Raw genomic sequence first — 20,532 nt, 5'->3', positions numbered from 1 at the left:
CAGCCCGTCCGAATCCCTTACGACTCAAAGGGTTCAGATGGCGGCGGCGGGGCCGGAGAAAAGATCCGAAGCAGGCGAAAAATATTCGACCCGCGGCCCTTGACTCGACTGGAATCCCGCCGAGTCGATGACGGCCATGCCGACCGCCCGATAAGCCTTTGATTTTGCTCACTAAATGATGCGAAGCAGTCTGGCTTGCCGCGCTTCCGCAATGGCTATAACGGCATTTCTGAGGCAGGGCAGACACTTACCCGCATAACAAAAAAGCCCGGCCGAAGCCGAGCTTTTGTCAATCCCCAGAAGTCTGCAGATCAGGCAGAAATCGCCTTCACGCGCGCTGCGAGGCGCGAAACCTTGCGGGAAGCGGTGTTCTTGTGCAGCACGCCCTTCTGGGCAGCGCGCATCAGTTCCGGCTGGGCGTTCTTGAGCGCCTCGGCGGCAGCGGCGGCGTTGCCGGACGCGATCGCCTCTTCAACCTTGCGCACATGCGTGCGCATGCGGCTGCGGCGATTGCGGTTGACCTCGGCACGGCGAGCAATCTTGCGGGTCGCCTTCTTGGCGGACGGCGTATTGGCCATGAGGGGCCTTCCTGAAAAAGCGGTTCGTTGGACTTTCCGTGCCACGAACCCAGAGGAGTTCAGGCTAAACGGAAGAGGCAGCTTCGCGGCCGCCCCGGGTTCATGGGCGGCTTATAATCATCTGCCCGCGCGCCGTCAATCGGGAAGCGCAGGATTCAGCGGTTGCGGAACGCCGCGGGGCGCTTGTCGAGGAACGCCGCCATTCCCTCGCGCGCGTCCTCGGTCGCGAACAGCGAATGGAACAGCCGCCGCTCGGTGCGGACGCCCTCGGCAAGCGGGCCTTCGAAGGCGCGGTTGACAGCCTCCTTGGCCATCAGCACGGACGGCCGCGACAGGCCGGCGATCTTCTGCGCGGCGGCGATCGCCTGGTCGACCAGTTCCGCCGCCGGCACGACACGCGACACCAGGCCGATCCGCTCGGCCTCGGCCGCGTCGATCATTCTGCCGGTCAGCACCATGTCCATGGTCTTGGCCTTGCCGACCGAACGGGCGAGACGCTGGGTGCCGCCGGCGCCGGGCATCAGGCCGAGCGTGATCTCCGGCTGGCCGAACTTCGCGTTGTCAGCCGCGATGACAAGATCGCACATGAGCGCCAGTTCGCAGCCGCCGCCCAGCGCGAAGCCCGCAACCGCCGCCACGACCGGCTTGCGGACGGCCGCGAGGCGTTCCCAGCGGGCGACGAAATCATCCAGGAAGACGTCGACATAGCCGAGCGCCTGCATCTCCTTGATATCGGCGCCGGCGGCGAAGGCTTTTTCCGAGCCGGTCAATACGATGGCGCCGATGCCATCATCCGCCTCGAACGCGTCGAGCGCCGCGTTCAGGTCGGCGATCAGCTGACGGCTCAGCGCATTCAGCGCCTTCGGCCGGTTCAGCCGGATCAGGCCGACGCCGGCGTGGGTCTCGACCAGCACGGTCTCGTAGGTCGCGTCTTCGGACGGCGTGATCTTCGACGACATGGCGCGCTCCCGCATTCGGCTCGCCGCCCTCCCGCCAAGGGGCAAATCAGCAGGGCGACCGTGCCGCAGGCCTAACGGACCCAGGCCCGGCATTCAAGCGGCCCGCCGTGCGCCGCCGCCGTTCCGGCTTATTTCTGGCAGACAGGGCAATAGAAGGTGGAGCGGCCGGACTGCACCTTGCGGGCGATCACGCCGGAACAACCAGGCGTCGGGCAGGGTTCGCCTTCGCGGTCATAGACGCGGAACGAATGCTGGAAATAGCCGAGTTCGCCATTGGCCTGGCGATGATCGCGCAGCGACGAGCCGCCGGCGGCGATGGCGGCGGCCAGGACCTCGCGGATCGAAGTCGCGAGCCGCTCCGCCGATTTGGCCGTGAGCGACCCGGCGCTCTTCTCCGGCGACAGGCCGGACATATGCAGCGCCTCGCAGACATAGATATTGCCGAGGCCGGCGATCAGCCGCTGGTCGAGCAGTGCCGCCTTCAGCGGCGTCTTCTTGCCCTGGAACAAAGCGTGCAGCGCCTTGCCATCGAAGGCATTGCCGACCGGCTCGATGCCGAGGCCGACGAGATGACGGGCCGCCTCGATCTTCGCGCGGGCCACCAGATCCATGAAGCCGAAGCGGCGCGGGTCATTATAGATGACGCGCTTGCCGTTCGAGAGATGGAACACGACGTGGTCGTGCGCGGCGGCCTTTCCGCGCGGATGATGGAATTCGCCCGGCGTCTCGGGATCGTCGCCCGGCCCGTCCTCGATCCGGAACGAGCCCGACATGCCGAGATGCATGATCAGCACCGCGCCATCGTCGAGATTGGCGAGCAGGTATTTCGCGCGCCGGCCGAGCCCCTCGATCCGCCGTCCGGTCAGCCTTTCGGCGAAGCGTTCGGGAAAGGGAAAGCGCAGGTCGGGCCGGCGCTGCTCCAGCCGTTCGATCACGGCGCCCTCCATGGCGGGGGCGAGGCCCTGGCGGACGGTTTCTACCTCGGGAAGTTCTGGCATTTAGGCTGCGTCAACTCTGCGGGTATGGGGGCCGTGGCGCGCTGGATGCGCTTCAGGTATCAAGGACTTCAATTTTCCCAGATCGGGCGGTGGTCGCCGCATTCGCGGGCTTTCCCGCACCGCGATCGCTGGCTCACATGCGTAATATAAGGAGTGGGACGCCATGGCGACCGAATCTCGCAGCGAGACGCCCGAAAAGGGCCGCGCCTCCTTCGGATTTCGCGATGTCGACGTCGATGCCAAGCAGGGCATGGTCAACGACGTCTTCCACAAGGTGGCCTCGCGCTACGATCTGATGAACGATCTGATGTCGGCCGGCCTGCACCGCATCTGGAAGGATGCGATGGTGTCGTGGCTGACGCCGCCGCGCAACCGGCCGTTCGAGGTGCTTGATGTCGCCGGCGGCACCGGCGACGTCTCGTTCCGCATCGTCGAGCGCTCGCAGAAATCGGCGACCGCGACGGTCTGCGACATCAACGCCTCGATGCTGGAAGTCGGCCGCGAGCGCGCGCAAAAGCGCGGCCTCGCCGACCATGTCAGCTTCGTCGAGGGCAATGCCGAGGAACTCCCCTTCGAGAGCAACCGCTTCGACGCCTATACGATCGCCTTCGGCATCCGCAACGTACCGCGCATCGACCAGGCACTGAAGGAAGCCTACCGGGTTCTGAAGCCCGGCGGCCGCTTCCTCTGCCTCGAATTTTCCGACGTCGACGTGCCCGGCCTCGACAAGGTCTATAATTTCTATTCGTTCAACGTCATTCCGGCGATGGGCAAGGCGGTTGCCGGCGACAGCGAGAGCTATCGCTACCTGGTCGAATCGATCCGCCGCTTCCCGCATCAGGAGCGCTTTGCCGAGATGATCCGCCAGGCCGGCTTCGCCAAGGTCTCCTATCGCAATCTGACGGGCGGCATCGCCGCCATTCACTCGGGCTGGAAAATCTGACGCGATGGCGCTCGGCATAGCCGCCCTTTTCCGCCTCGCCGCGGCCGGTTTCGTTCTGGCGCGCGAAGGCGCGTTCAGCCTCGTCGATATCGATGATCTGCCCTCCGGCGCGCGCCTCGGCGTCCGGCTCGGCCGGCTGGTCGAGCGCCGCTCGGCGCTCGTCGCCGATCGCGGCGAGCGGATCACCGCCGCCCTCAACAGGCTCGGCCCTTCCTATGTGAAGCTCGGCCAGTTCATGGCGACCCGGCCCGACTTCGTCGGCGAGGATGTCGCCGATGCGCTGGGACGACTCCGTGACGAGATCGAGCCCTTCGGCGAGCCGGCGGCGCGTGTGGTCATCGAGAAGAATTTCGGCAAGCCAGTCGAGGCGATCTTCGCCAATTTCTCGCCGCCGATCGCCGCCGCCTCCATCGCCCAGGTGCACAAGGCCGACGTGATCGAGGCCGACGGCACGTTGCGCGCCGTGGCCGTCAAGGTGCTGCGCCCCGGCGTGCGCAGCCGCTTCCGTCGCGATCTCGAGACCTTCTATGCCGGCGCGCATCTGGTCGAGCGGCTCGATCCGGCCATGCAGCGGCTGAAGCCGCTCGCCGTGGTCGACACGCTGGCGCGCTCCGTCTCGATGGAGATGGATTTGCGCCTTGAAGCAGCGGCGCTTTCCGAAATGGCTGAGCGCACCCAGGGCGACCCCGGCTTCCGCGTGCCCAAGGTCGACTGGGCCCGCACGGCGCGCGACGTGCTGACGCTGGAATGGATCGACGGCGTCAAGCTTTCCGATCCCGCCGGCATCGAGGCGGCCGGCCATGACCGCAAGGCGGTCGCGCGACGGCTGATGCAGGCCTTCCTGCGCCACGCCATGCGCGACGGATTCTTCCATGCCGACATGCACCAGGGCAATCTGTTCGTCGATGCGGCCGGCGACGTCGTCGCGGTCGATTTCGGCATCATGGGACGTCTCGGCCAAGCCGAGCGGCGCTTCCTCGCCGAAATCCTCTACGGCTTCATCCGCCGCGACTATCTGCGCATCGCCGAAGTGCACATGGAGGCTGGCTACGTGCCAGCCCGCCACGCGCCGGAAGATTTCGCCCAGGCGCTGCGCGCGATTGGCGAGCCGATCCACGGCCAGCCGGCCAGCGACATCTCGATGGCCAAGCTGCTGACGCTGCTGTTCGAGGTCACCGAACTGTTCGACATGCAGACGCGGCCGGAACTCCTGATGCTTCAGAAGACCATGGTCGTCGTCGAGGGCGTCGCCCGCTCGCTCGACCCCACCTTCGACATGTGGGCCGCTTCCGAGCCGGTGGTGCGCGAATGGATCGAGCGCAATCTCGGGCCGCTCGGCAAGCTTGAACAAGCCGGCACCGGCATCGCCGATCTCGGCCGCGCCGTCACCAGCCTGCCGACCATGCTGCAGCATGGCGCCCGGATTGCCGCGCAATTGAGCGACGCGACCCGCGACGGCATCACCCTTTCGCCGGAAACCGTCGAGGCGATCGGCCGGGCCGAGGGCCGGGGCAATCGCTGGCTGACCATCGGCGTCTGGGTGGCGGTTGTGCTGCTCGCCTGGAATATGTTCACGTAGCTCTGGCCTTCGCGCACCGCGCGGAGACGACAGCGGGGAAGCATCATGGCGCATTCGGACGCGACGCTTCGGGACAAGCGGATCCTGCTCGTCATCGCCGGCGGCATCGCCGCCTATAAGAGCCTCGACCTGATCCGCCGCCTCAAGGAGCGCGGCGCCACGGTGCGTGTGGTGATGACACGCGGCGCGCAGGAATTCATCACCCCGCTCGCGGCCGGCGCGCTCGCCGGCGGCACCGTCTATACCGAGCTGTTCGACCGGGAATCCGAGCAGGATGTCGGCCATATAAGGCTGGCCCGCGAGGCCGACCTGATCGTCGTCGCCCCCGCCACCGCCGACCTGATGGCGAAGATGGCAGGCGGCCACGCCGACGACCTCGCCAGCGCGATCCTGCTCGCGACCAAGCGTCCCGTACTGGTCGCCCCGGCGATGAACCCGGCCATGTGGGCGCATCCGGCAACCCAGCGCAACATCGCAACCCTGATCGCCGACGGCATCCGGCTCGCCGGCCCCGAGCGCGGCGAGATGGCCGAGAGCGGTGAGGCCGGGACCGGGCGGATGTCCGAGCCGCTCGCCATCGTCGCCGCCGTCGAGGGACTTCTGGCGGGAGGCAAAGCTGCCGCATCCGAAAACCTCGCCGACGCCAAGCCCTTGTTGGGAAAGCATGTTCTGGTCACGGCCGGGCCGACGCACGAGCCGATCGATCCCGTCCGCTACATCGCCAATCGCTCTTCCGGCAAGCAGGGCTTTGCCATCGCGGCCGCGGCGGCCGCTGCCGGTGCCCGCGTGACGCTGGTCGCCGGCCCCGTCGGCTTGGCGGATCCCGAGGGCGTCTCGGTCCGCCGGGTCGAGACGGCGCGCGACATGCTCGCCGCCGTCGAGATCGCGCTTCCCGCCGATATCGCCATCTTCGCGGCTGCGGTCGCCGACTGGCGCCCAGCGCATGAGGCGGGCTCGAAGCTGAAGAAGGATGGCAGCGGCATCGTGCCGCCCCTGCACGTCACCGAGAATCCCGACATCCTCTCGACCATCGCGCACCGCCGGGATGGTCGGCCGGGCCTCGTCGTCGGCTTTGCCGCCGAGACCGACGATGTGCTTGAAAATGCGCGGAAAAAGCTGGGTCGCAAGGGTGCCGACATCATCGTCGCCAACGATGTTTCGCCGGCGAATAACGTCATGGGCGGCGCCGCCAACACCGTGCATCTGGTGACGCCGGAGGGGATCGAAAGCTGGCCGCAGCTGCCGAAGGATGAGGTCGCCCGCCGCCTGGTGCACTGGATCGCCGGCCGCCTGCCGCCGACCGCCTGAACGAGGCCCCATCATCCGCGCCCTCCTGACCCTCCTCCGCTGGATCGGACGTCTGCTTCTCTGGCTGCTGATCGCGCTGACCGCGGCGCTGGTCGGCATGGCGCTCTGGTACCAGCTTCCGCTGCCGCCAATTGCCGTGAAGATCGCCATCGGCGCCTGGGGCCTGTTCGCACTTGGCGTGCTTTTCCTTGATATTACAAGGCGTTCGTGGATCGTTCGCGGCGTCTATGGGCTGGCGCTGATCGCGGCGCTGCTCTGGTGGACGAGCATAAAGCCGAGCTTCGATCACGAATGGGCGCCCGACGTTGCGCACATCGTCACCGGCACCCGCGACGGCGACATCGTCACGCTGACGAACGTCCGCAACTTCGACTGGCAGACCGAGACCCAGTTCACGCCGCGCTGGGAAACGCGATCCTACGACCTGTCGAAAATCGAATCCGTCGACCTGTTCCTGTCCTATTGGGCGGGACCGGCGATTGCCCACACGCTGGTCTCCTTCGGTTTCGAAGACGGACAACATGTTGTTTTCTCGGCGGAAATCCGCAAGGAGAAGGGCGAGAGCTTCTCCTCCATCGGCGGCTTCTTCAAGGAATTCGACCTGGCGCTGATCGCCGCCGACGAGCGCGACATCATCCGCCTCAGAACCAACATCCGGGGAGAGGACGTCTATCTCTACCCCGTGCACATGCCGAAAGCCGGGATGCGGGAACTGTTCCTGTCCTATCTCGATACCGGCAATCACCTGGCCGAGGTGCCGACCTTCTACAATACGGTCACCACCAACTGCACGACGGTGGTTTTCCGGCTCCTGCGCGCGCTCGACCCGGCGCTGCCCTTCGATTACCGCATCCTGCTGTCCGGCTATCTGCCGAGCTATATCTATCAGAATCAAGGCTTTAAGTCGGGCCTGTCCGAGGCCGAGTTCCGCCGCCGCGCCGCCATCAGCGCGCTCGGCATCGCCGCCGGAGACAGCGAAAACTTCTCCCAAGCCATTCGGGTTAACAGCCTCCCCTCCCGTTAACCCCTCGTTAGCCTTCCGTTACCGTTGAGGACCTTGCCGTGCCGCACCAGCCGACCATCGAACTGAAGGTGCTCGATCCGCGCCTCGAGGCCTGGGGCATGCCCGCCTATCAGAGCGACATGGCGGCGGCGATCGACCTGCGCGCCGCGATCGACGCCCCCCTCTCGATCGAGCCCGGCTCGCCGGCCGTGCTGATCCCCAGCGGCCTGTCGCTGTTCATCCGCGATCCGTTCGTCGCCGCGATGATCCTGCCCCGCTCCGGCCTCGGCCATAAGACGGGCCTGGTGCTCGGCAATTCCACCGGGCTGATCGACGCCGACTATCTCGGCCCGATCCTGGTCAGCGTCTGGAACCGCAACGCGTCCGGCACACCGCCGATCACAATCCAGCCGGGCGACCGCATCGCCCAGATGATGTTCGTGCCGGTGGTGCGGCCGCGCTTCGAGGTGGTCAGCGAGTTCTCGGCCGAAACGACACGCGGCGCCGGCGGCTTCGGCTCGACCGGCGGGCAATAGCGAGGCTCGACCCGGCCGGCCGGCTGGACTAGGATTTCGCCCGCAAGAGCAACGGGTTGAGGAGACGACCAATGGCGGATGACAAGAAGCGCGGGCGCGGCAAGATCTATGCGTCGATCACCGACACGGTCGGCGACACGCCGATCGTCCGGCTCGACCGCCTCGCCAAGCAGAAAGGCGTGCAGGCCAATCTTCTGGCCAAGCTCGAATTCTTCAATCCGATCGCTTCCGTCAAGGACCGCATCGGCGTCGCCATGGTCGATGCGATGGAAGCCGCCGGCACGATCACCCCCGGCAAGACCACGCTGATCGAGCCGACCTCGGGCAATACCGGCATCGCGCTTGCCTTCGTCGCGGCGGCGCGCGGCTACCGGCTGATCCTCGTCATGCCGGAGACGATGTCGATCGAGCGGCGCAAGATGCTGAAGCTGCTCGGCGCCGAACTGGTCCTGACCGAGGGGCCGAAGGGCATGAAGGGCGCGATCGCCCGCGCCGAGGAACTGAAGGCGGAGATCGGCGACGCCGTCATCCCGCAGCAGTTCCAGAACCCGGCCAATCCGCAGATCCACCGCGAAACCACGGCGGAAGAGATTTGGAACGATACCGATGGCGGCATCGACATCCTGATCTCGGGCATCGGCACTGGCGGCACCATCACCGGCGTCGGCCAGGCGCTGAAGCCGCGCAAGCCGTCGCTCAAGGTGATCGCGGTCGAACCGGTCGAGAGCCCCGTGCTCTCCGGCGGCGCGCCCGGCCCGCACAAGATCCAGGGCATCGGCGCCGGCTTCATCCCCGGCGTGCTCGACACGACGATCTATGACGAGATCGTGCAGATCGCCAGCGCCGAGGCGCTGGAGACGGCGCGCGAAGTGGCGCGGGTCGAGGGCATCCCGGTCGGCATTTCTTCCGGCGCCGCGGTGGCCGCAGCCCTGAAGGTCGGCGCGCGTCCGGAAAATGCCGGCAAGAACATCGTCATCATCATCCCCTCCTTCGCCGAGCGCTATCTGTCGACCGCTCTGTTCGAAGGTCTGGAATAGGGCCCCGGCCTGCCGCTCTCGCCGCACGCGGCGGACGGGCAGGGCTGGATTTGCCCCTTCTGGCTTAGGGTTGAGGGTTTCCCCTCAGCCTGCAAGCAAGCCCCTCACCCAACCCTCTCCCGCACGCGGGCGAGGGCCTAGGACTGCGCGTTTGGATCGGGCGTGCAGTCTGAACGGAGATCGGTGCGGAAGGGGCGAGGCTCGACCTGTCCCCTCTCCCGTTCACGGGAGAGGGTTGGGGTGAGGGTCTTTCCCTCAGATCCTGCGCCAAACGCCTCATCTTTCTCATGGCAGAAAGCAAAACGGCGCCGTATCCAACTCCGGCGCGTCCCCGCGAAGTCGGGATCCATGCAGCTTCCCAAAGCAGTCGGCTGAATGGATCCCGGTCAAGCCCGGGATGACGGCGAGTGTGGGTGCCCAGGTCATTGCGAGGCGGAATCCTCACCTCTCCCGGAGGGAGAGGTCGACGGCCGGAGGCCGGCGGGTGAGGGGTTGAGGCCTCACCGGAGAGATCGCATCCCCTCACCCGGAGCTTCGCTCCGACCTCTCCCCATGGGAGAGGTGAAGCAAGGTCCCTCGCCATCAGCGCCATAAAAAAGGCCGGCGCGAAGGCCGGCCTCTCTGTTTTGGCGAAACAGAAAAGTCTCAGACCCAGCCGCCGTCGACGACGTAGCTCTGGTTGGTGCAGCCCGAGGCCTCGTCGGAGGCGAAGAACAGCACCGGCTTGGCGATGTCGTCCGGGTAAAGCTTGCGCTTCAGGCACTGCTTGTTCATCAGGTCGGCTTCGGCTTCCGGTGTCAGCCAGAGGTCGATCTGGCGCTGGGTCATGATCCAGCCGGGGACGACGCAGCAGACGCGGATGTTGAACGGGCCGAGATCACGCGCCAGGCCGCGGGTCAGGCCCTGCACGGCCGACTTCGCCGAGGTGTAGGCCGGCATGCCGCCTTGGCCGATCATCCAGGAGGTCGAGCCCATGTTGATGATGGCGCCGCCGCCGGCTGCCTTCATGTCCTCGGCCACGGCCTGGGCCGCGAAGAACTGGTGGCGGATGTTGACCTGGTAGCGCTCGTCCCAATATTCGGGCGTCACGTCTTCCAGCTTGTGCCGCTGGTCGTGCGCGGCGTTGTTGACCAGGATGGTGACCGGGCCGAGCTTCTGGCGCACATTCTCGATCGACTGGCGCAACGCCGCGATGTCGCGCAGGTCGCACTTCTCGAAATGCACGGTGCCGGTGGCGGAAAGCTCCTTCACCAGCGCCTCGGAGGCTTCGGCGTTGATATCGAGGAAGCCGACTTTCGAGCCTTGCGCGACGAAGTGGCGAACGATGGCTTCGCCGATTCCGCTGCCGCCGCCGGTGATGAGCACGGTCCGGCCCTTGAGGCTCGGATAAATGGCGCCGCTGGTCATGAGGTTTTCCGTCCCTGAAACGATCCGTCTTCGCCGGCTCTGCCGGCCCGCGCCTGTTTTAGGCCAAACCGGATAGGAGAGGAATCGAAATTTGAGGGGCGCACGTCAGAATGCGGCGCCCCTGCCCCGGTGGCCGCTCGGATCACAGCAGCGCGGCGCCCGGTGCGGCCTTGACCGGGACTTTCAGATACCGCACGCCATTGCTTTCGGCGGCGGGCATCCGGCCTGCGCGGATGTTGACCTGGATCGAGGGCAACAGCAGCGTCGGCGCCGACAGGGTCGCGTCGCGGCTCTCGCGCATGGCGACGAACTTTTCCTCGCTGGTCCCGGCGCCGACATGCACATTGCCGTCGCGCTGCGCCTGCACCGTGGTCTCCCAGGCATAGTGATCGCGGCCCGGCGCCTTGTAATCATGGCACATGAACAGCCGCGTCTCGCCCGGCAGATCCAGCAGGCGCTGGATCGACCGATACAGCGTGCGGGCGTCGCCGCCGGGAAAATCGGCCCGCGCCGTCCCATAATCCGGCATGAACAGCGTGTCGCCGACAAAGGCGGCATCGGCGATGCGATAGACGACATCCGCCGGCGTATGGCCGGGCGTATGCAGCACCGAGGCCTCGAGGTCGCCAATCCGGAAGCGCTCGCCATCCCTGAACAGATGATCGAAATCGCTGCCATCCGTCTTCAGGTCGGTCGCGTTGAAGACCGGCCGAAAGATGCGCTGCACGTCCTTGATGTGCTCGCCAATGCCGATCGTGGCGCCGGTCTCGGCCTTGATATAGGGCGCGCCCGAGAGATGGTCGGCATGGGCATGCGTCTCCAGCACCCAGACGATATCCCAATCCGCCTCGCGCGCGGCGGCGAGGATGGCGCGCACGGAGCGCAGATCGACCGTTCCGGAGCGCGGATCATAGTCCAGCACCGGATCGATGACGGCGGCCTTCCGGGTCGCCGGGTCGGCGACGAGATAGCTGATCGTGTGGGTCGGTTCATCGAAGAAGGCCCGGATGACGGGCGCGCTGTGGGACGACGACATGATGGTCTCCTTTATCGCTTATGGCTTGACATATATATTAGCGATGCCTAATTTAGCAATACCTAATATACAGGAAGATTTTCATGCCGCACGACCTCGCCCCCCCGGATCTCGCCGCCTTCGAAGCCAATGCGATGGAAGTCGCCGATCTGCTGCGGGCGCTGGGCAATGAGCGGCGGCTGATGGTGCTCTGCAAGCTCGTCGAGCATGGCGAGATGACCGTCGGCGCACTCGCGGAGACGGTTGGCCTCAGCCAGTCGGCGCTGTCGCAGCACCTCGCCAAGATGCGCGAGAGCGGCATCGTCACCTCCCGGCGCGACAGCCAGACCATCTGGTACCGCCTCGACGACCCCCGCATCGGCGAACTGATCGCCGTGCTGCACCGGCTCTATTGCCGGACCGAAACCACACCCCAGACCTGACACGAAGGAAAGACCCATGACCTTGAAGGCAATCCCGGCAGACCGGGCGAAGGAACTCGTCGAAGGCGGCGCGCTGCTGGTCGACATCCGCGAGGCGGACGAATTCCGCCGCGAACACATTGCCGGCGCCAGGCCCCGGCCGCTCTCGACGCTGCAGACGCTGGACGTGGAACCCGGTCGTCCCATCATCTTCACCTGCCGCTCCGGGGCGCGCACGACGGCGCATGCCGACCGGCTGGCCGCCGCCGCGCCAAGCGAGGCCTTTCGGCTCGAAGGCGGGCTCGACAGCTGGAAGAAGGCCGGCCATCCGGTCGTCGCCGACCGGCGCCAGCCGATCGAGATGATGCGCCAGGTGCAGATCGTGGCCGGCAGCCTGGTCGTGATCGGCGCGCTGCTCGGCGCCCTGGTGCATCCGGCCTTCTTCTGGCTTTCCGGCTTCGTCGGCGCCGGGCTGGTGTTCGCCGGCGTCTCCGGCACCTGCGCCATGGCGCGGATCCTGCGGCTCGCGCCGTGGAACCGCACGCCTTCGGCGATGGCGGGCTGAGTCTAGAGAGATGATCATGCCCAGCCTCTTCACAGACCTGCTCGGCGCCTTCTTCGGCTCGATCGTCGGCTTCGTGCTGGCGCTGGTCGGGGGAGGCGGATCGATCCTCGCCGTTCCGTTCCTCGTCTATGGCGTCGGCGTCGCGTCGCCGCATGTCGCGATCGGCACGGCCACGGTGGCGGTAGCGGCCAGCGCCTTCGCCAATCTCATGCCGCATTGGCGGGCGGGCCGGGTGAAGTGGCGCTGCGGCGCGGTGTTCGCGGCGGCCGGCGTGATTGGCGCGCTGGCTGGCGCGGAGCTCGCTAAGTCGGTCGACGGCCACAAGCTGCTGATGCTGTTCGGCGCGCTGATGATCGTCGTCGGCCTGATCATGCTGCGCCGGCGCGGCGCCGCCGGCCAGGAAGGGGTTCGCCTGACGGCGGAAACCGCCCGCCATCTGCTGCCGCGCCTGATTGCGACCGGCCTCGGCGTCGGCGGCCTCTCCGGCTTCTTCGGCATAGGCGGTGGCTTTCTCATCGTCCCCGGCCTGATGCTGGCGACAGGCATGCCGCTGACCTTCGCCATCGGCACGTCGCTGGTCGCCGTCAGCGCCTTTGGCGCGGCGACGGCGTCGAGCTATGCGATCAGCGGACTGGTCGACTGGCCGCTGGCCTTCGTCTTCGTGCTGGGCGGGGTCGCCGGAGGCCTCGTCGGCGCGGCGACGGGCCGGCATCTCTCCAGCCGCAAGTCATGGCTCGGCCCGATCTTCGCCGGCGTGGTGATCTCGGTCGGCAGCTATGTGCTGCTGCGCGGCCTGCTTGCCTGAAAGCGGGCGTGCATCGGAGCGCCCGGCTCGCTAAGGTCCCGCGCCGCCGGCGTCCGGCCGAAGTGGGCCAGGGAGAGACGATTGCTGACCGAACAGACCATCCTCCGCGCGTCGATCGCGATCACCTTTGTCGTCGCGGCGTTCGGCATCAGCTTTGGCCTGCTTTCGGGGTCGTTTTCCATCGCCTTTGACGGCGTCTATGCGCTGGCCGACGCCGCCATGACCACGGTGGCGCTCGGCGTGTCGCACCTGATCGTGCAATCGGCCCAGCGCGACGCGGTTTCGGGAAAACTGCGCAATCGCTTCAGCATGGGCTTCTGGCATCTCGAGCCGATCGTGCTGGGCCTCAACGGCACCATCCTGATCATCGTCGCCATCTATGCGCTGATCAACGCCATCCTCTCGATCCAGGGCGGCGGGCGCGAGCTCGAATTCGGCTATGCCATCATCTATGCCGCGGCGACGCTGGTCGTCTGCATCGTGATGACGGTGGTCGACTGGCGCGCCAACCAAAGGATCCAGTCGGATTTTCTCAAGCTCGACATCCATTCCTGGGTGATGTCGGGCGCGATCAGCGGCGCGCTGCTCATCGCCTTCGCCATCGGCTATGCCGTCGAGGGCACGGCGCATGAATGGATCTCGCCCTATATCGATCCCCTCGCGCTCGCCGTGATCAGCGCCGCCATCATCCCGATCCCGATTGGCACGGTGCGGCAAGCGGTCTCGGAGATGCTGCTGCTGGCGCCGGCCGATCTGAAGGAGCATGTAGACCAGGTGGCGATGGATACGGTCCGGCGGCATGGCTTTCTCGCCTATCGCGCCTATGTCGCCAAGGTGGGCCGCGCCAAGCAGATCGAGATCTATTTCATCGTCGCCAAGAACGAACCGGCGCGGCGGCTGGAGGAATGGGACCGGATCCGCGACGAGATCGGCGAGGCGATCGGCGACGAGAGCTATAATCGCTGGCTCACCATCGCCTTCACCACCGACAGCGAATGGGCCGAATAGGACTTTTTCGCCTTTTCCGTCTCCTCGCTGTCGATTCGCAGCCGGTCCGTTCGTCGGGGGCTTGAGGCGCGGCCGTTTGGCCCGCGCCAGCGCGAAGCAGCGAAAGGGATGAGACCATGCCGCATGACCAGATCGTTCCGCCGGAGACGCTCGTTCCGGCCCGGGAAATGGCGGCCCGCAACACCGCCCGCGTGCCGAACGAGAGCGAGGCCTATCGCCAGGCGCGGCAGGCGCTGCTGGCGGAGGAAATCGAGCTTCGCCGCCATATCGAACGGGTGGCGGCGCAGCGCCGCGCCTTGCCGCCGGGCGCCATCGTCGACAAGGATTACCGCTTCGAGGGCGAGCTGGGGCCGGTCGATTTCGCCGGCCTGTTCGGCGAGCACACCACGCTGGTCGTCTACAACTACATGTATGGGCCGCAACGCAAGCGGCCGTGCCCGATGTGCACGGCGCTGATGAGCGCCTGGGACGGCGAGGCGCGGGATATCGAGCAGCGCGTCGCCTTCGCCATGGTCGCCCGCTCGCCGATCGAGCGGCTCTGGGCGTTCAAGCAGGAGCGCGGCTGGAAGGCGCTGAAGCTCTATTCGGACATGAGCGGCGATTACACGCGGGATTATGCGAGCCCCGAGGACGCCGACATCCCGGCGCTCAACGTGTTCACGCGGCGGGACGGCGTCATCCGCCATTTCTGGCGCGACGAGATGGGCGAGAGCGCCGATCCCGGCCAGGATCCGCGCGGCGCCCCGGACGTGATGCCGCTCTGGACCGTGCTCGACCTGACGCCGGAAGGCCGCGGCACCGACTGGTATCCGGAGCTGGAATACCGCTAGAGCCCAAGCCTCGCTCGCCCCCGATCAAAGGAGCTTCCGATGCAGTTTGCCTGCCTGGTCTATATCGACGGCGACGCGATGGCAGCGTTGTCGAAGGAAGAGCAAGCCCGGCTCACCGACGCGACGATCGAGCAGGATTGGTCCCTGCGCCAGGCGGGGCAGCTGATCCTGGGGCGGCCGCTGCAACCGCCCGAGACCGCCGCCGTGGTGCGCGTCCGCGCGGGGCAGGCCAGCGTCACCGACGGCCCTTTCACCGAGGCCAAGGAGATGCTCGGCGGCTTCCTGATCATCGAGGCAGAAGACCGGGACGCGGCGATCGCGATCGCCAGGGCCTCGCCGATGGCGCGGATGGGCAGCATCGAGGTCCGGCCGATCCTCGACCACACCCACAGCGTGACGGGCGAAGCAAGGCCGCCGGCGCTGACGCCGGCCCGCAAAGAAGAGTTCAGCCCTCGACCCGCTCATACACGGTAGCTGTCGCTTCCGGGCGGGGGCCGAGGCGGTAGGCGGCGCGCAGCAGCGCCGAGGCGCGGTCGGCGTCGGCCTCCGATTTCGCATGCACCCGGCCGAGCGGCGTCTTCGCGTCCATCGGCGCGCCGATGCCGGCGAGGCCGGAAAAGCCGACGGAGAGGTCGATCGGGTCGCTCGCCATGCGGCGGCCACCACCGAGCTCGATCACGGCGACGCCGACGGCGCGGGTGTCGATGCCGGCGACATGGCCGTCATCCCCGGCCAGCACGTCGCGGACGATCTCGGCGCCGGGCAGGTAGTCGTCGACGCGCTCGACGAAATCGGCGGGGCCGCCCAGCCCCGCCACCATGCGTCCGAATATCTCCGCCGCGCGGCCGGAGGCGAGCGCCGTCTCGATGCGCTCGCGCGCGGCGGAGACGCCATCGGCGCGGCCGGCGGTGATCAGCATCTCGGCGCCGAGCGCCACGGTGATCTCGTGCAGCCGCGCGTCACGGGCCGCCCCCGTCAGGTAGTGCACCGCGTTGCGCATCTCGAGCGCGTTGCCGGCGGCCGATGCCAGGGGCTCGTTCATGTCGGTGATCAGCGCGGTGGTGGGGACTCCGGCGCCGTTCGCCACCTCGACCAGGCTTGTCGCCAGCGCGCGGGCATCGGCATGGCTCGCCATGAAGGCGCCGGTGCCGGTCTTGACGTCGAGCACGAGCCCCTGCAGCCCCGCGGCGAGCTTCTTCGACAGGATCGAGGCGGTGATCAGCGGGATGGATTCGACCGTCGCGGTGACGTCGCGGATGGCGTAGAGGCGCTTGTCGGCCGGCGCGAGATCGGCCGTCTGGCCGATCACGGCGGTGCCACAGTCCTTCACCACCTGGCGGAACAGGGCGAGGTCGGGCTGGCTCTGGTAGCCGGGGATGGAATCAAATTTGTCGAGCGTGCCGCCGGTATGGCCGAGGCCACGGCCGGAGATCATCGGCACATAGGCGCCGCAGGCCGCGACCATCGGGGCCAGCATCAGCGAGACATTGTCGCCGACGCCGCCGGTCGAGTGCTTGTCGACCACGGGGCCGTCGAGATGCGACCAGTCGAGCACCGAACCGGAATCGCGCATGGCGAGCGTCAGCGCCACCGCCTCGTCGCGCGTCATGCCGCGGAAGAAGATCGCCATGGCGAAGGCAGCGACCTGGCCTTCGGAGACGGCGCCGGAAGTCAGGCCCTCAACCATGAAGCGGATCGCCTCGGGGGCGAGCGCCTCGCCCTCGCGCTTGGCGCGGATGATTTCCTGCGGCAGCATTTCTTTGGCACGCCTCCCATGCGTCTTGTCCGAGTTCGGCCCGGCTTCTTCCAACCGGATCGCACTATACCGCACCTCTCCCGGAAGGAGAGACTCGCGGATCCCACCTCAACATGCTGAGGAGGCCCGGAGGGCCGTCTCGAAGCACGCAGAGCGGCGTCGGGTGTTAGATTTGCCCCCGGATCCTGCGTCCTTCGAGGCTTCGCTGCGCGAAGCGCCTCAGGATGTTGGAGATCGAGGCCTGCCCAACACGGATTTTTGGATCGCGGACGTCTCCGTTGGAGGTGAAGGTTAGCGCCCCGACCCTAGTCCTCCAGATCCCGCAGGAATCGGCGGAGGATCTTTTCGAGCTTCTTCGCACCGAGGGGCGCCATTTCCTTGGTCTCCTCATGCGACAGCTCGCCCGCCGCCATGCCGGCGCCGAGATTGGTGATGTTGGAGATGGCGGCGACCTTCAGCCCGAAGAACCGCGCCAGAATGGTTTCCGGCACGGTCGACATGCCCACCGCATCGGCGCCGAGGATGCGCGCCATGCGGATTTCGGCCGGCGTCTCGAAGGACGGGCCGGAGAACCACATATAGACGCCGCTTTCGAGATCGACGCCCTCGCGCTTGGCGGCGCGCTCCAGGCTGGCGCGCCAGACCAGGTCATAGGCGACCGAAAGCCCGACGAAGCGCGCATCGGTCTCCTCGCCGATCAGCGGATTGGCGCCCGAGAGATTGATGTGGTCTTCCAGCATCATCAGCGAGCCGGGCCCCATTTCGGGGCGGAGCGAGCCGGCGGCGTTGGTGAGGACGACGCCCTCGCAGCCCATCTCCTTCAGCAGGCCGATGGCGTTGCGCATCACCGAGGCGTCGCCGGATTCGTAGAAATGCGAGCGGCCGGAGAAGACGAGGACCTCGACGCCCTCCAGCCGGCCCGCCACCAGCGCCCCGGCATGGGCCGAGACCTTCGACACCGGCATGCCCGGCAGCTCGGCATAAGGGATGCGGACGGCGTCGGTGACGGCGTCGGCCAGCGGACCGAGGCCGGAGCCGAGCACGAGGCCGATGCGATAGGGCGCGTCGCGCCGGTCGCGCAGCACGGCGGCCGCGGCGCGGCCGTCGTCCCGAAGCGCCGACATCAGAACCGCTCGTCCATGGAGAAGCCGGCTGGCAGCAGCTGCGCCATGGTGAAATCCTGGCCCTCGCCGGTCGGATCCGAGCAATGGATCAGCGTGGCCGGGTGCGAGAATTCCTTCAGCCGCTGGCGGCAGCCGCCGCAGGGCGTGCAGACGATGCCGCCATCGACCCGGTCGGCCACGACGACCACGGCGGCGATGCGGCGGCCGTCGCCGGGAATGCCGGCGGCGATCATCTGGCCGATCGCCGAGGTCTCGGCGCACCAGCCTTCGGGATAGGCGGCGTTCTCGACATTGGCGCCGACATAGACCTCGCCATCCTCGGTCAGCACCGCGGCGCCGACCAGGAATTTCGAATAGGGCGCGTGCGCATTGAGGCGGACTTCCTGCGCCCGCTGCAGCAGTTCCGCCTTGAGCTGGTCGTCCATCTTAGCGTTCCTTCACATAGGGCACGCCGCCAGCCTTGGGCGGGATCGCCTTGCCGATGAAGCCGGCAAGCAGGATCACGGTCAGGATGTAGGGCAGTGCCTGGATCAATTGCACCGGAACCTCGCCGATGCCGGGCAGGATGATGCCCTGCAGACGGATCGAGGCGGCGTCGAGGAAGCCGAACAGCAGGCAGGTGAGAAGCACGTTGAGCGGCTTCCACTTGGCGAAGACCAGCGCTGCCAGCGCGATATAGCCCTTGCCGGCCGACATCTCGCGGATGAAGCCGGCGGACTGGGCGATCGACAGATAGGTGCCGGCGAAACCGGCAAGGATGCCGCAGCAGATCAGCGCGCGGTAGCGCAGCCAGGCGACGGAAATGCCGGCTGTATCCACCGCGCCGGGGTTCTCGCCCACCGCGCGGACGCGCAGGCCGAAGCGCGTGCGATAGAGCACCCACCAGGTGAAGGGGACCGCCAGGAAGGCGAGATAGACCAGGATGTTCTGGCCGGAAACCAGCCCCGAATAGAGCGGGCCGAGGATGGGGATCGGCGCGATATCGGCGGCGAAGGGCAGCGTGATCTCGGTGAAGCGCGCCGTGTTCGGCAATTGCGGCGTGCGGCCGCCCTGGCCGAACCAGGCATTGCCGAGCAGGATCGTCAGGCCGGAGGCGATGAAGTTGATCGCCACGCCCGAGATGATCTGGTTGCCGCGCTGGGTGATCGAGGCGAAGCCGTGCAGCAGGCTGAGCAGCACGCCCGTCAGGATACCGGCGAAGAGCCCGAGCCAGGGCGAACCGGTGACGGTGGCGACCGAGGCGGCCGAGAAGGCCGAGAACAGCATCTTGCCTTCCAGGCCGATGTCGAAGATGCCCGACCGCTCGGCATAGAGGCCGGCGAGCGCGGTGAAGATCAGCGGCACGGACAGGCGGACCGTTGCGGCGAGGATCTGGATCAGATCGGCGAAGTCCATGATCGCTCCTCAGGCCGCGCCGGCGGGCGAAGCCGCGACGGATTTGGGTTTCGGGGCGAACAACACGATCAGCGCCGGACGGAACATGTGCTCGAGCGCGCCCGCGAACAGGATGACCAGGCCCTGGATCAGGATGATCACCTCGCGCGAGATGTTGGGCATGTCGAAGGCGAGCGCCGCGCCGCCCTGATAGAGCACGCCGAACAGGATCGAGGCGATGATGATGCCGACCGGATGGGAGCGGCCCATCAGCGCCACCGCGATGCCGACAAAGCCGGCGCCGGCGGGGAAATCGATCTGCAGCTTGCCGGCGTCGCCCATCACCGGGTTCAGCGCCATCATGCCGGAGAGGCCACCCGAGATCAGCATGGTGATGACGACGGTCTTCACATAGGGAATGCCGGCATAGACGGCCGCCGTCGCATTGGTCCCCATGGTGCGGATCTCGTAGCCGAAGCGGGTGCGCCAGATCAGCAGCCACACTGCCACCGCCGCGACCAGCGCGATCAGGAACGAGACGTTGAAGGGCGCGGCGCCGATATCGAGGCCGAAGACCTGCATCAGCCAGCCGAGCTTCGGCAGCTGGCCGCCTTCCTCGAACAGGCGGGTCTGCGGCGACATGTTGCCGGGCTGCTTGATGACGTTGACCAGCAGATAGACCATCAGCGCGGCGGCGATGAAGTTGAACATGATCGTCGTGATGACGATGTGGCTGCCGCGCTTGGCCTGTAGCCAGGCGGGGATGAACGCCCAGGCGGCGCCGAAGGCGAAGGCCGCCGCCGTGGCGAACACGGCCGTGACGTACCAGGGCATGTAGCGGTCGAGCGTCAGCGCCGCGAAGGCGACGCCGAGACCGCCCAGATAGACCTGGCCCTCGCCGCCGATGTTGAACAGGCCGCCATGAAAGGCGACCGCGACCGCGAGGCCGGTGAAGATGAAATTGGTGGCGTAGTAGAGCGTGAAGGCGATGCCCTCGCCATCGCCGAGCGCGCCCTGGACGAGGTATTTCACCGCCTCGATCGGGTTCTCGCCGATGAACAGCACGACGAGGCCGGAAAGCGCGAAGGCCACGGCGACGTTGATCAGCGGCAGCAGGCCGAAATTGACCCAGCGCGGCAGGGTTCCGAGTGGGACGCTCATGGGTGTGCTTCCGGGTGGCTGTGGGAACCGCGGTTCAACGCGTTGGCAAGGCTGGCGGGATGGCGGCTTTTGGCCCCTCCCCGAAAACGCCACGGCGTTTTCGACCCTCCCTCAAGGGGAGGGT

General features: G+C 67.0%; 22 protein-coding genes. 12 read left to right on the top strand and 10 right to left on the bottom strand.

Annotation, left to right across the window (positions count from 1 at the left end):
• Positions 1-311: 311 nt before the first annotated feature.
• The 3 genes from rpsT to mutM form a co-directional block, all read right to left on the bottom strand.
• Positions 312-578 carry a 30S ribosomal protein S20 gene (gene rpsT, locus ACHMWQ_RS04255; protein WP_018182451.1) on the bottom strand — a complete coding sequence of 89 codons (267 nt, stop codon included), beginning with the start codon at positions 576-578 and terminating at the stop codon, positions 312-314.
• Positions 579-733: 155 nt separating this feature from the next.
• The gene (locus ACHMWQ_RS04250; protein ID WP_396306508.1) at positions 734-1,537 is read right to left on the bottom strand and encodes an enoyl-CoA hydratase; all 804 of its coding nucleotides are present in this window, start codon (positions 1,535-1,537) and stop codon (positions 734-736) included.
• Between the two features lie 128 nt (positions 1,538-1,665).
• Complete coding sequence (gene mutM, locus ACHMWQ_RS04245) at positions 1,666-2,535, bottom strand: bifunctional DNA-formamidopyrimidine glycosylase/DNA-(apurinic or apyrimidinic site) lyase (RefSeq protein ID WP_396306507.1); 870 nt, start codon at positions 2,533-2,535, stop codon at positions 1,666-1,668.
• Positions 2,536-2,698: 163 nt separating this feature from the next.
• On the opposite strand from mutM, the gene ubiE reads away from it, so the two are divergent.
• From ubiE to cysK, 6 genes are all read left to right on the top strand, one after another.
• Positions 2,699-3,478 carry a bifunctional demethylmenaquinone methyltransferase/2-methoxy-6-polyprenyl-1,4-benzoquinol methylase UbiE gene (gene ubiE, locus ACHMWQ_RS04240; RefSeq protein WP_396306506.1) on the top strand — a complete coding sequence of 260 codons (780 nt, stop codon included), beginning with the start codon at positions 2,699-2,701 and terminating at the stop codon, positions 3,476-3,478.
• A 4-nt stretch (positions 3,479-3,482) separates the two neighbouring features.
• Positions 3,483-5,057, top strand: coding sequence for a 2-polyprenylphenol 6-hydroxylase (gene ubiB, locus ACHMWQ_RS04235; RefSeq protein WP_396306505.1), 1,575 nt, complete (start codon positions 3,483-3,485; stop codon positions 5,055-5,057).
• 45 nt (positions 5,058-5,102) lie between these two features.
• Positions 5,103-6,365 carry a bifunctional phosphopantothenoylcysteine decarboxylase/phosphopantothenate--cysteine ligase CoaBC gene (gene coaBC / locus ACHMWQ_RS04230; RefSeq protein WP_396306504.1) on the top strand — a complete coding sequence of 421 codons (1,263 nt, stop codon included), beginning with the start codon at positions 5,103-5,105 and terminating at the stop codon, positions 6,363-6,365.
• The gene (locus ACHMWQ_RS04225; protein WP_396306503.1) at positions 6,307-7,389 is read left to right on the top strand and encodes a DUF4105 domain-containing protein; all 1,083 of its coding nucleotides are present in this window, start codon (positions 6,307-6,309) and stop codon (positions 7,387-7,389) included. The genes coaBC and ACHMWQ_RS04225 overlap by 59 nt, the downstream gene beginning before the upstream one ends.
• A gap of 38 nt (positions 7,390-7,427) precedes the next feature.
• Positions 7,428-7,904, top strand: a complete 477-nt coding sequence (dut, locus tag ACHMWQ_RS04220) for a dUTP diphosphatase (protein ID WP_396306502.1) — start codon at positions 7,428-7,430, stop codon at positions 7,902-7,904.
• Between the two features lie 71 nt (positions 7,905-7,975).
• Positions 7,976-8,941 carry a cysteine synthase A gene (gene cysK, locus ACHMWQ_RS04215; RefSeq protein ID WP_396306501.1) on the top strand — a complete coding sequence of 322 codons (966 nt, stop codon included), beginning with the start codon at positions 7,976-7,978 and terminating at the stop codon, positions 8,939-8,941.
• Between the two features lie 645 nt (positions 8,942-9,586).
• Here the strand turns inward: cysK and ACHMWQ_RS04210 are convergent.
• Positions 9,587-10,348 carry an SDR family NAD(P)-dependent oxidoreductase gene (locus ACHMWQ_RS04210; protein WP_396306500.1) on the bottom strand — a complete coding sequence of 254 codons (762 nt, stop codon included), beginning with the start codon at positions 10,346-10,348 and terminating at the stop codon, positions 9,587-9,589.
• Positions 10,349-10,490: 142 nt separating this feature from the next.
• Positions 10,491-11,384, bottom strand: a complete 894-nt coding sequence (locus tag ACHMWQ_RS04205; RefSeq protein ID WP_396306499.1) for an MBL fold metallo-hydrolase — start codon at positions 11,382-11,384, stop codon at positions 10,491-10,493.
• 83 nt (positions 11,385-11,467) lie between these two features.
• Between ACHMWQ_RS04205 and ACHMWQ_RS04200 the strand changes: the two genes are divergently transcribed.
• From ACHMWQ_RS04200 to ACHMWQ_RS04175, 6 genes are all read left to right on the top strand, one after another.
• Positions 11,468-11,806 (top strand): ArsR/SmtB family transcription factor, encoded by a 339-nt coding sequence (locus ACHMWQ_RS04200; RefSeq protein WP_396306498.1) that lies wholly within the window; start codon positions 11,468-11,470, stop codon positions 11,804-11,806.
• Between the two features lie 16 nt (positions 11,807-11,822).
• Positions 11,823-12,350: a rhodanese family protein gene (locus tag ACHMWQ_RS04195; RefSeq protein ID WP_396306497.1), complete on the top strand. Its 528-nt coding sequence runs from the start codon at positions 11,823-11,825 to the stop codon at positions 12,348-12,350.
• Between the two features lie 16 nt (positions 12,351-12,366).
• Positions 12,367-13,155 carry a sulfite exporter TauE/SafE family protein gene (locus ACHMWQ_RS04190; RefSeq protein ID WP_396306496.1) on the top strand — a complete coding sequence of 263 codons (789 nt, stop codon included), beginning with the start codon at positions 12,367-12,369 and terminating at the stop codon, positions 13,153-13,155.
• A gap of 81 nt (positions 13,156-13,236) precedes the next feature.
• On the top strand, positions 13,237-14,163 hold the full coding sequence (locus ACHMWQ_RS04185) for a cation diffusion facilitator family transporter (protein ID WP_396306495.1): 927 nt from the start codon (positions 13,237-13,239) through the stop codon (positions 14,161-14,163).
• 116 nt (positions 14,164-14,279) lie between these two features.
• A complete protein-coding gene (locus ACHMWQ_RS04180) occupies positions 14,280-14,993 on the top strand; it encodes a DUF899 family protein (protein WP_354553275.1) in 714 nt (237 codons plus the stop codon).
• Between the two features lie 39 nt (positions 14,994-15,032).
• The gene (locus tag ACHMWQ_RS04175; protein ID WP_396306494.1) at positions 15,033-15,467 is read left to right on the top strand and encodes a YciI family protein; all 435 of its coding nucleotides are present in this window, start codon (positions 15,033-15,035) and stop codon (positions 15,465-15,467) included.
• On the opposite strand, the gene deoA is transcribed toward ACHMWQ_RS04175, so the two are convergent.
• The 5 genes from deoA to ACHMWQ_RS04150 all read right to left on the bottom strand — a co-directional run bounded on the left by deoA (position 15,439) and on the right by ACHMWQ_RS04150 (position 20,408).
• Positions 15,439-16,749: a thymidine phosphorylase gene (deoA, locus tag ACHMWQ_RS04170; protein WP_396306493.1), complete on the bottom strand. Its 1,311-nt coding sequence runs from the start codon at positions 16,747-16,749 to the stop codon at positions 15,439-15,441. The genes ACHMWQ_RS04175 and deoA overlap by 29 nt on opposite strands.
• A gap of 305 nt (positions 16,750-17,054) precedes the next feature.
• On the bottom strand, positions 17,055-17,873 hold the full coding sequence (locus ACHMWQ_RS04165) for a purine-nucleoside phosphorylase (protein ID WP_396306492.1): 819 nt from the start codon (positions 17,871-17,873) through the stop codon (positions 17,055-17,057).
• The gene (cdd, locus tag ACHMWQ_RS04160) at positions 17,873-18,298 is read right to left on the bottom strand and encodes a cytidine deaminase (protein WP_396306491.1); all 426 of its coding nucleotides are present in this window, start codon (positions 18,296-18,298) and stop codon (positions 17,873-17,875) included. Before cdd ends, ACHMWQ_RS04165 begins: the two co-directional genes overlap by 1 nt.
• 1 nt (position 18,299) lies before the next feature.
• Positions 18,300-19,268, bottom strand: coding sequence for an ABC transporter permease (locus ACHMWQ_RS04155; RefSeq protein WP_396306490.1), 969 nt, complete (start codon positions 19,266-19,268; stop codon positions 18,300-18,302).
• A gap of 9 nt (positions 19,269-19,277) precedes the next feature.
• Positions 19,278-20,408 (bottom strand): ABC transporter permease, encoded by a 1,131-nt coding sequence (locus tag ACHMWQ_RS04150; protein ID WP_354553266.1) that lies wholly within the window; start codon positions 20,406-20,408, stop codon positions 19,278-19,280.
• Positions 20,409-20,532: the final 124 nt, after the last annotated feature.

Origin of the sequence: Kaistia sp. UC242_56 (genome assembly GCF_044452255.1) — a bacterium.
Lineage (GTDB): Bacteria > Pseudomonadota > Alphaproteobacteria > Rhizobiales > Kaistiaceae > Kaistia > Kaistia defluvii_A.
This window is presented reverse-complemented; position numbering and strand designations above follow the sequence as displayed.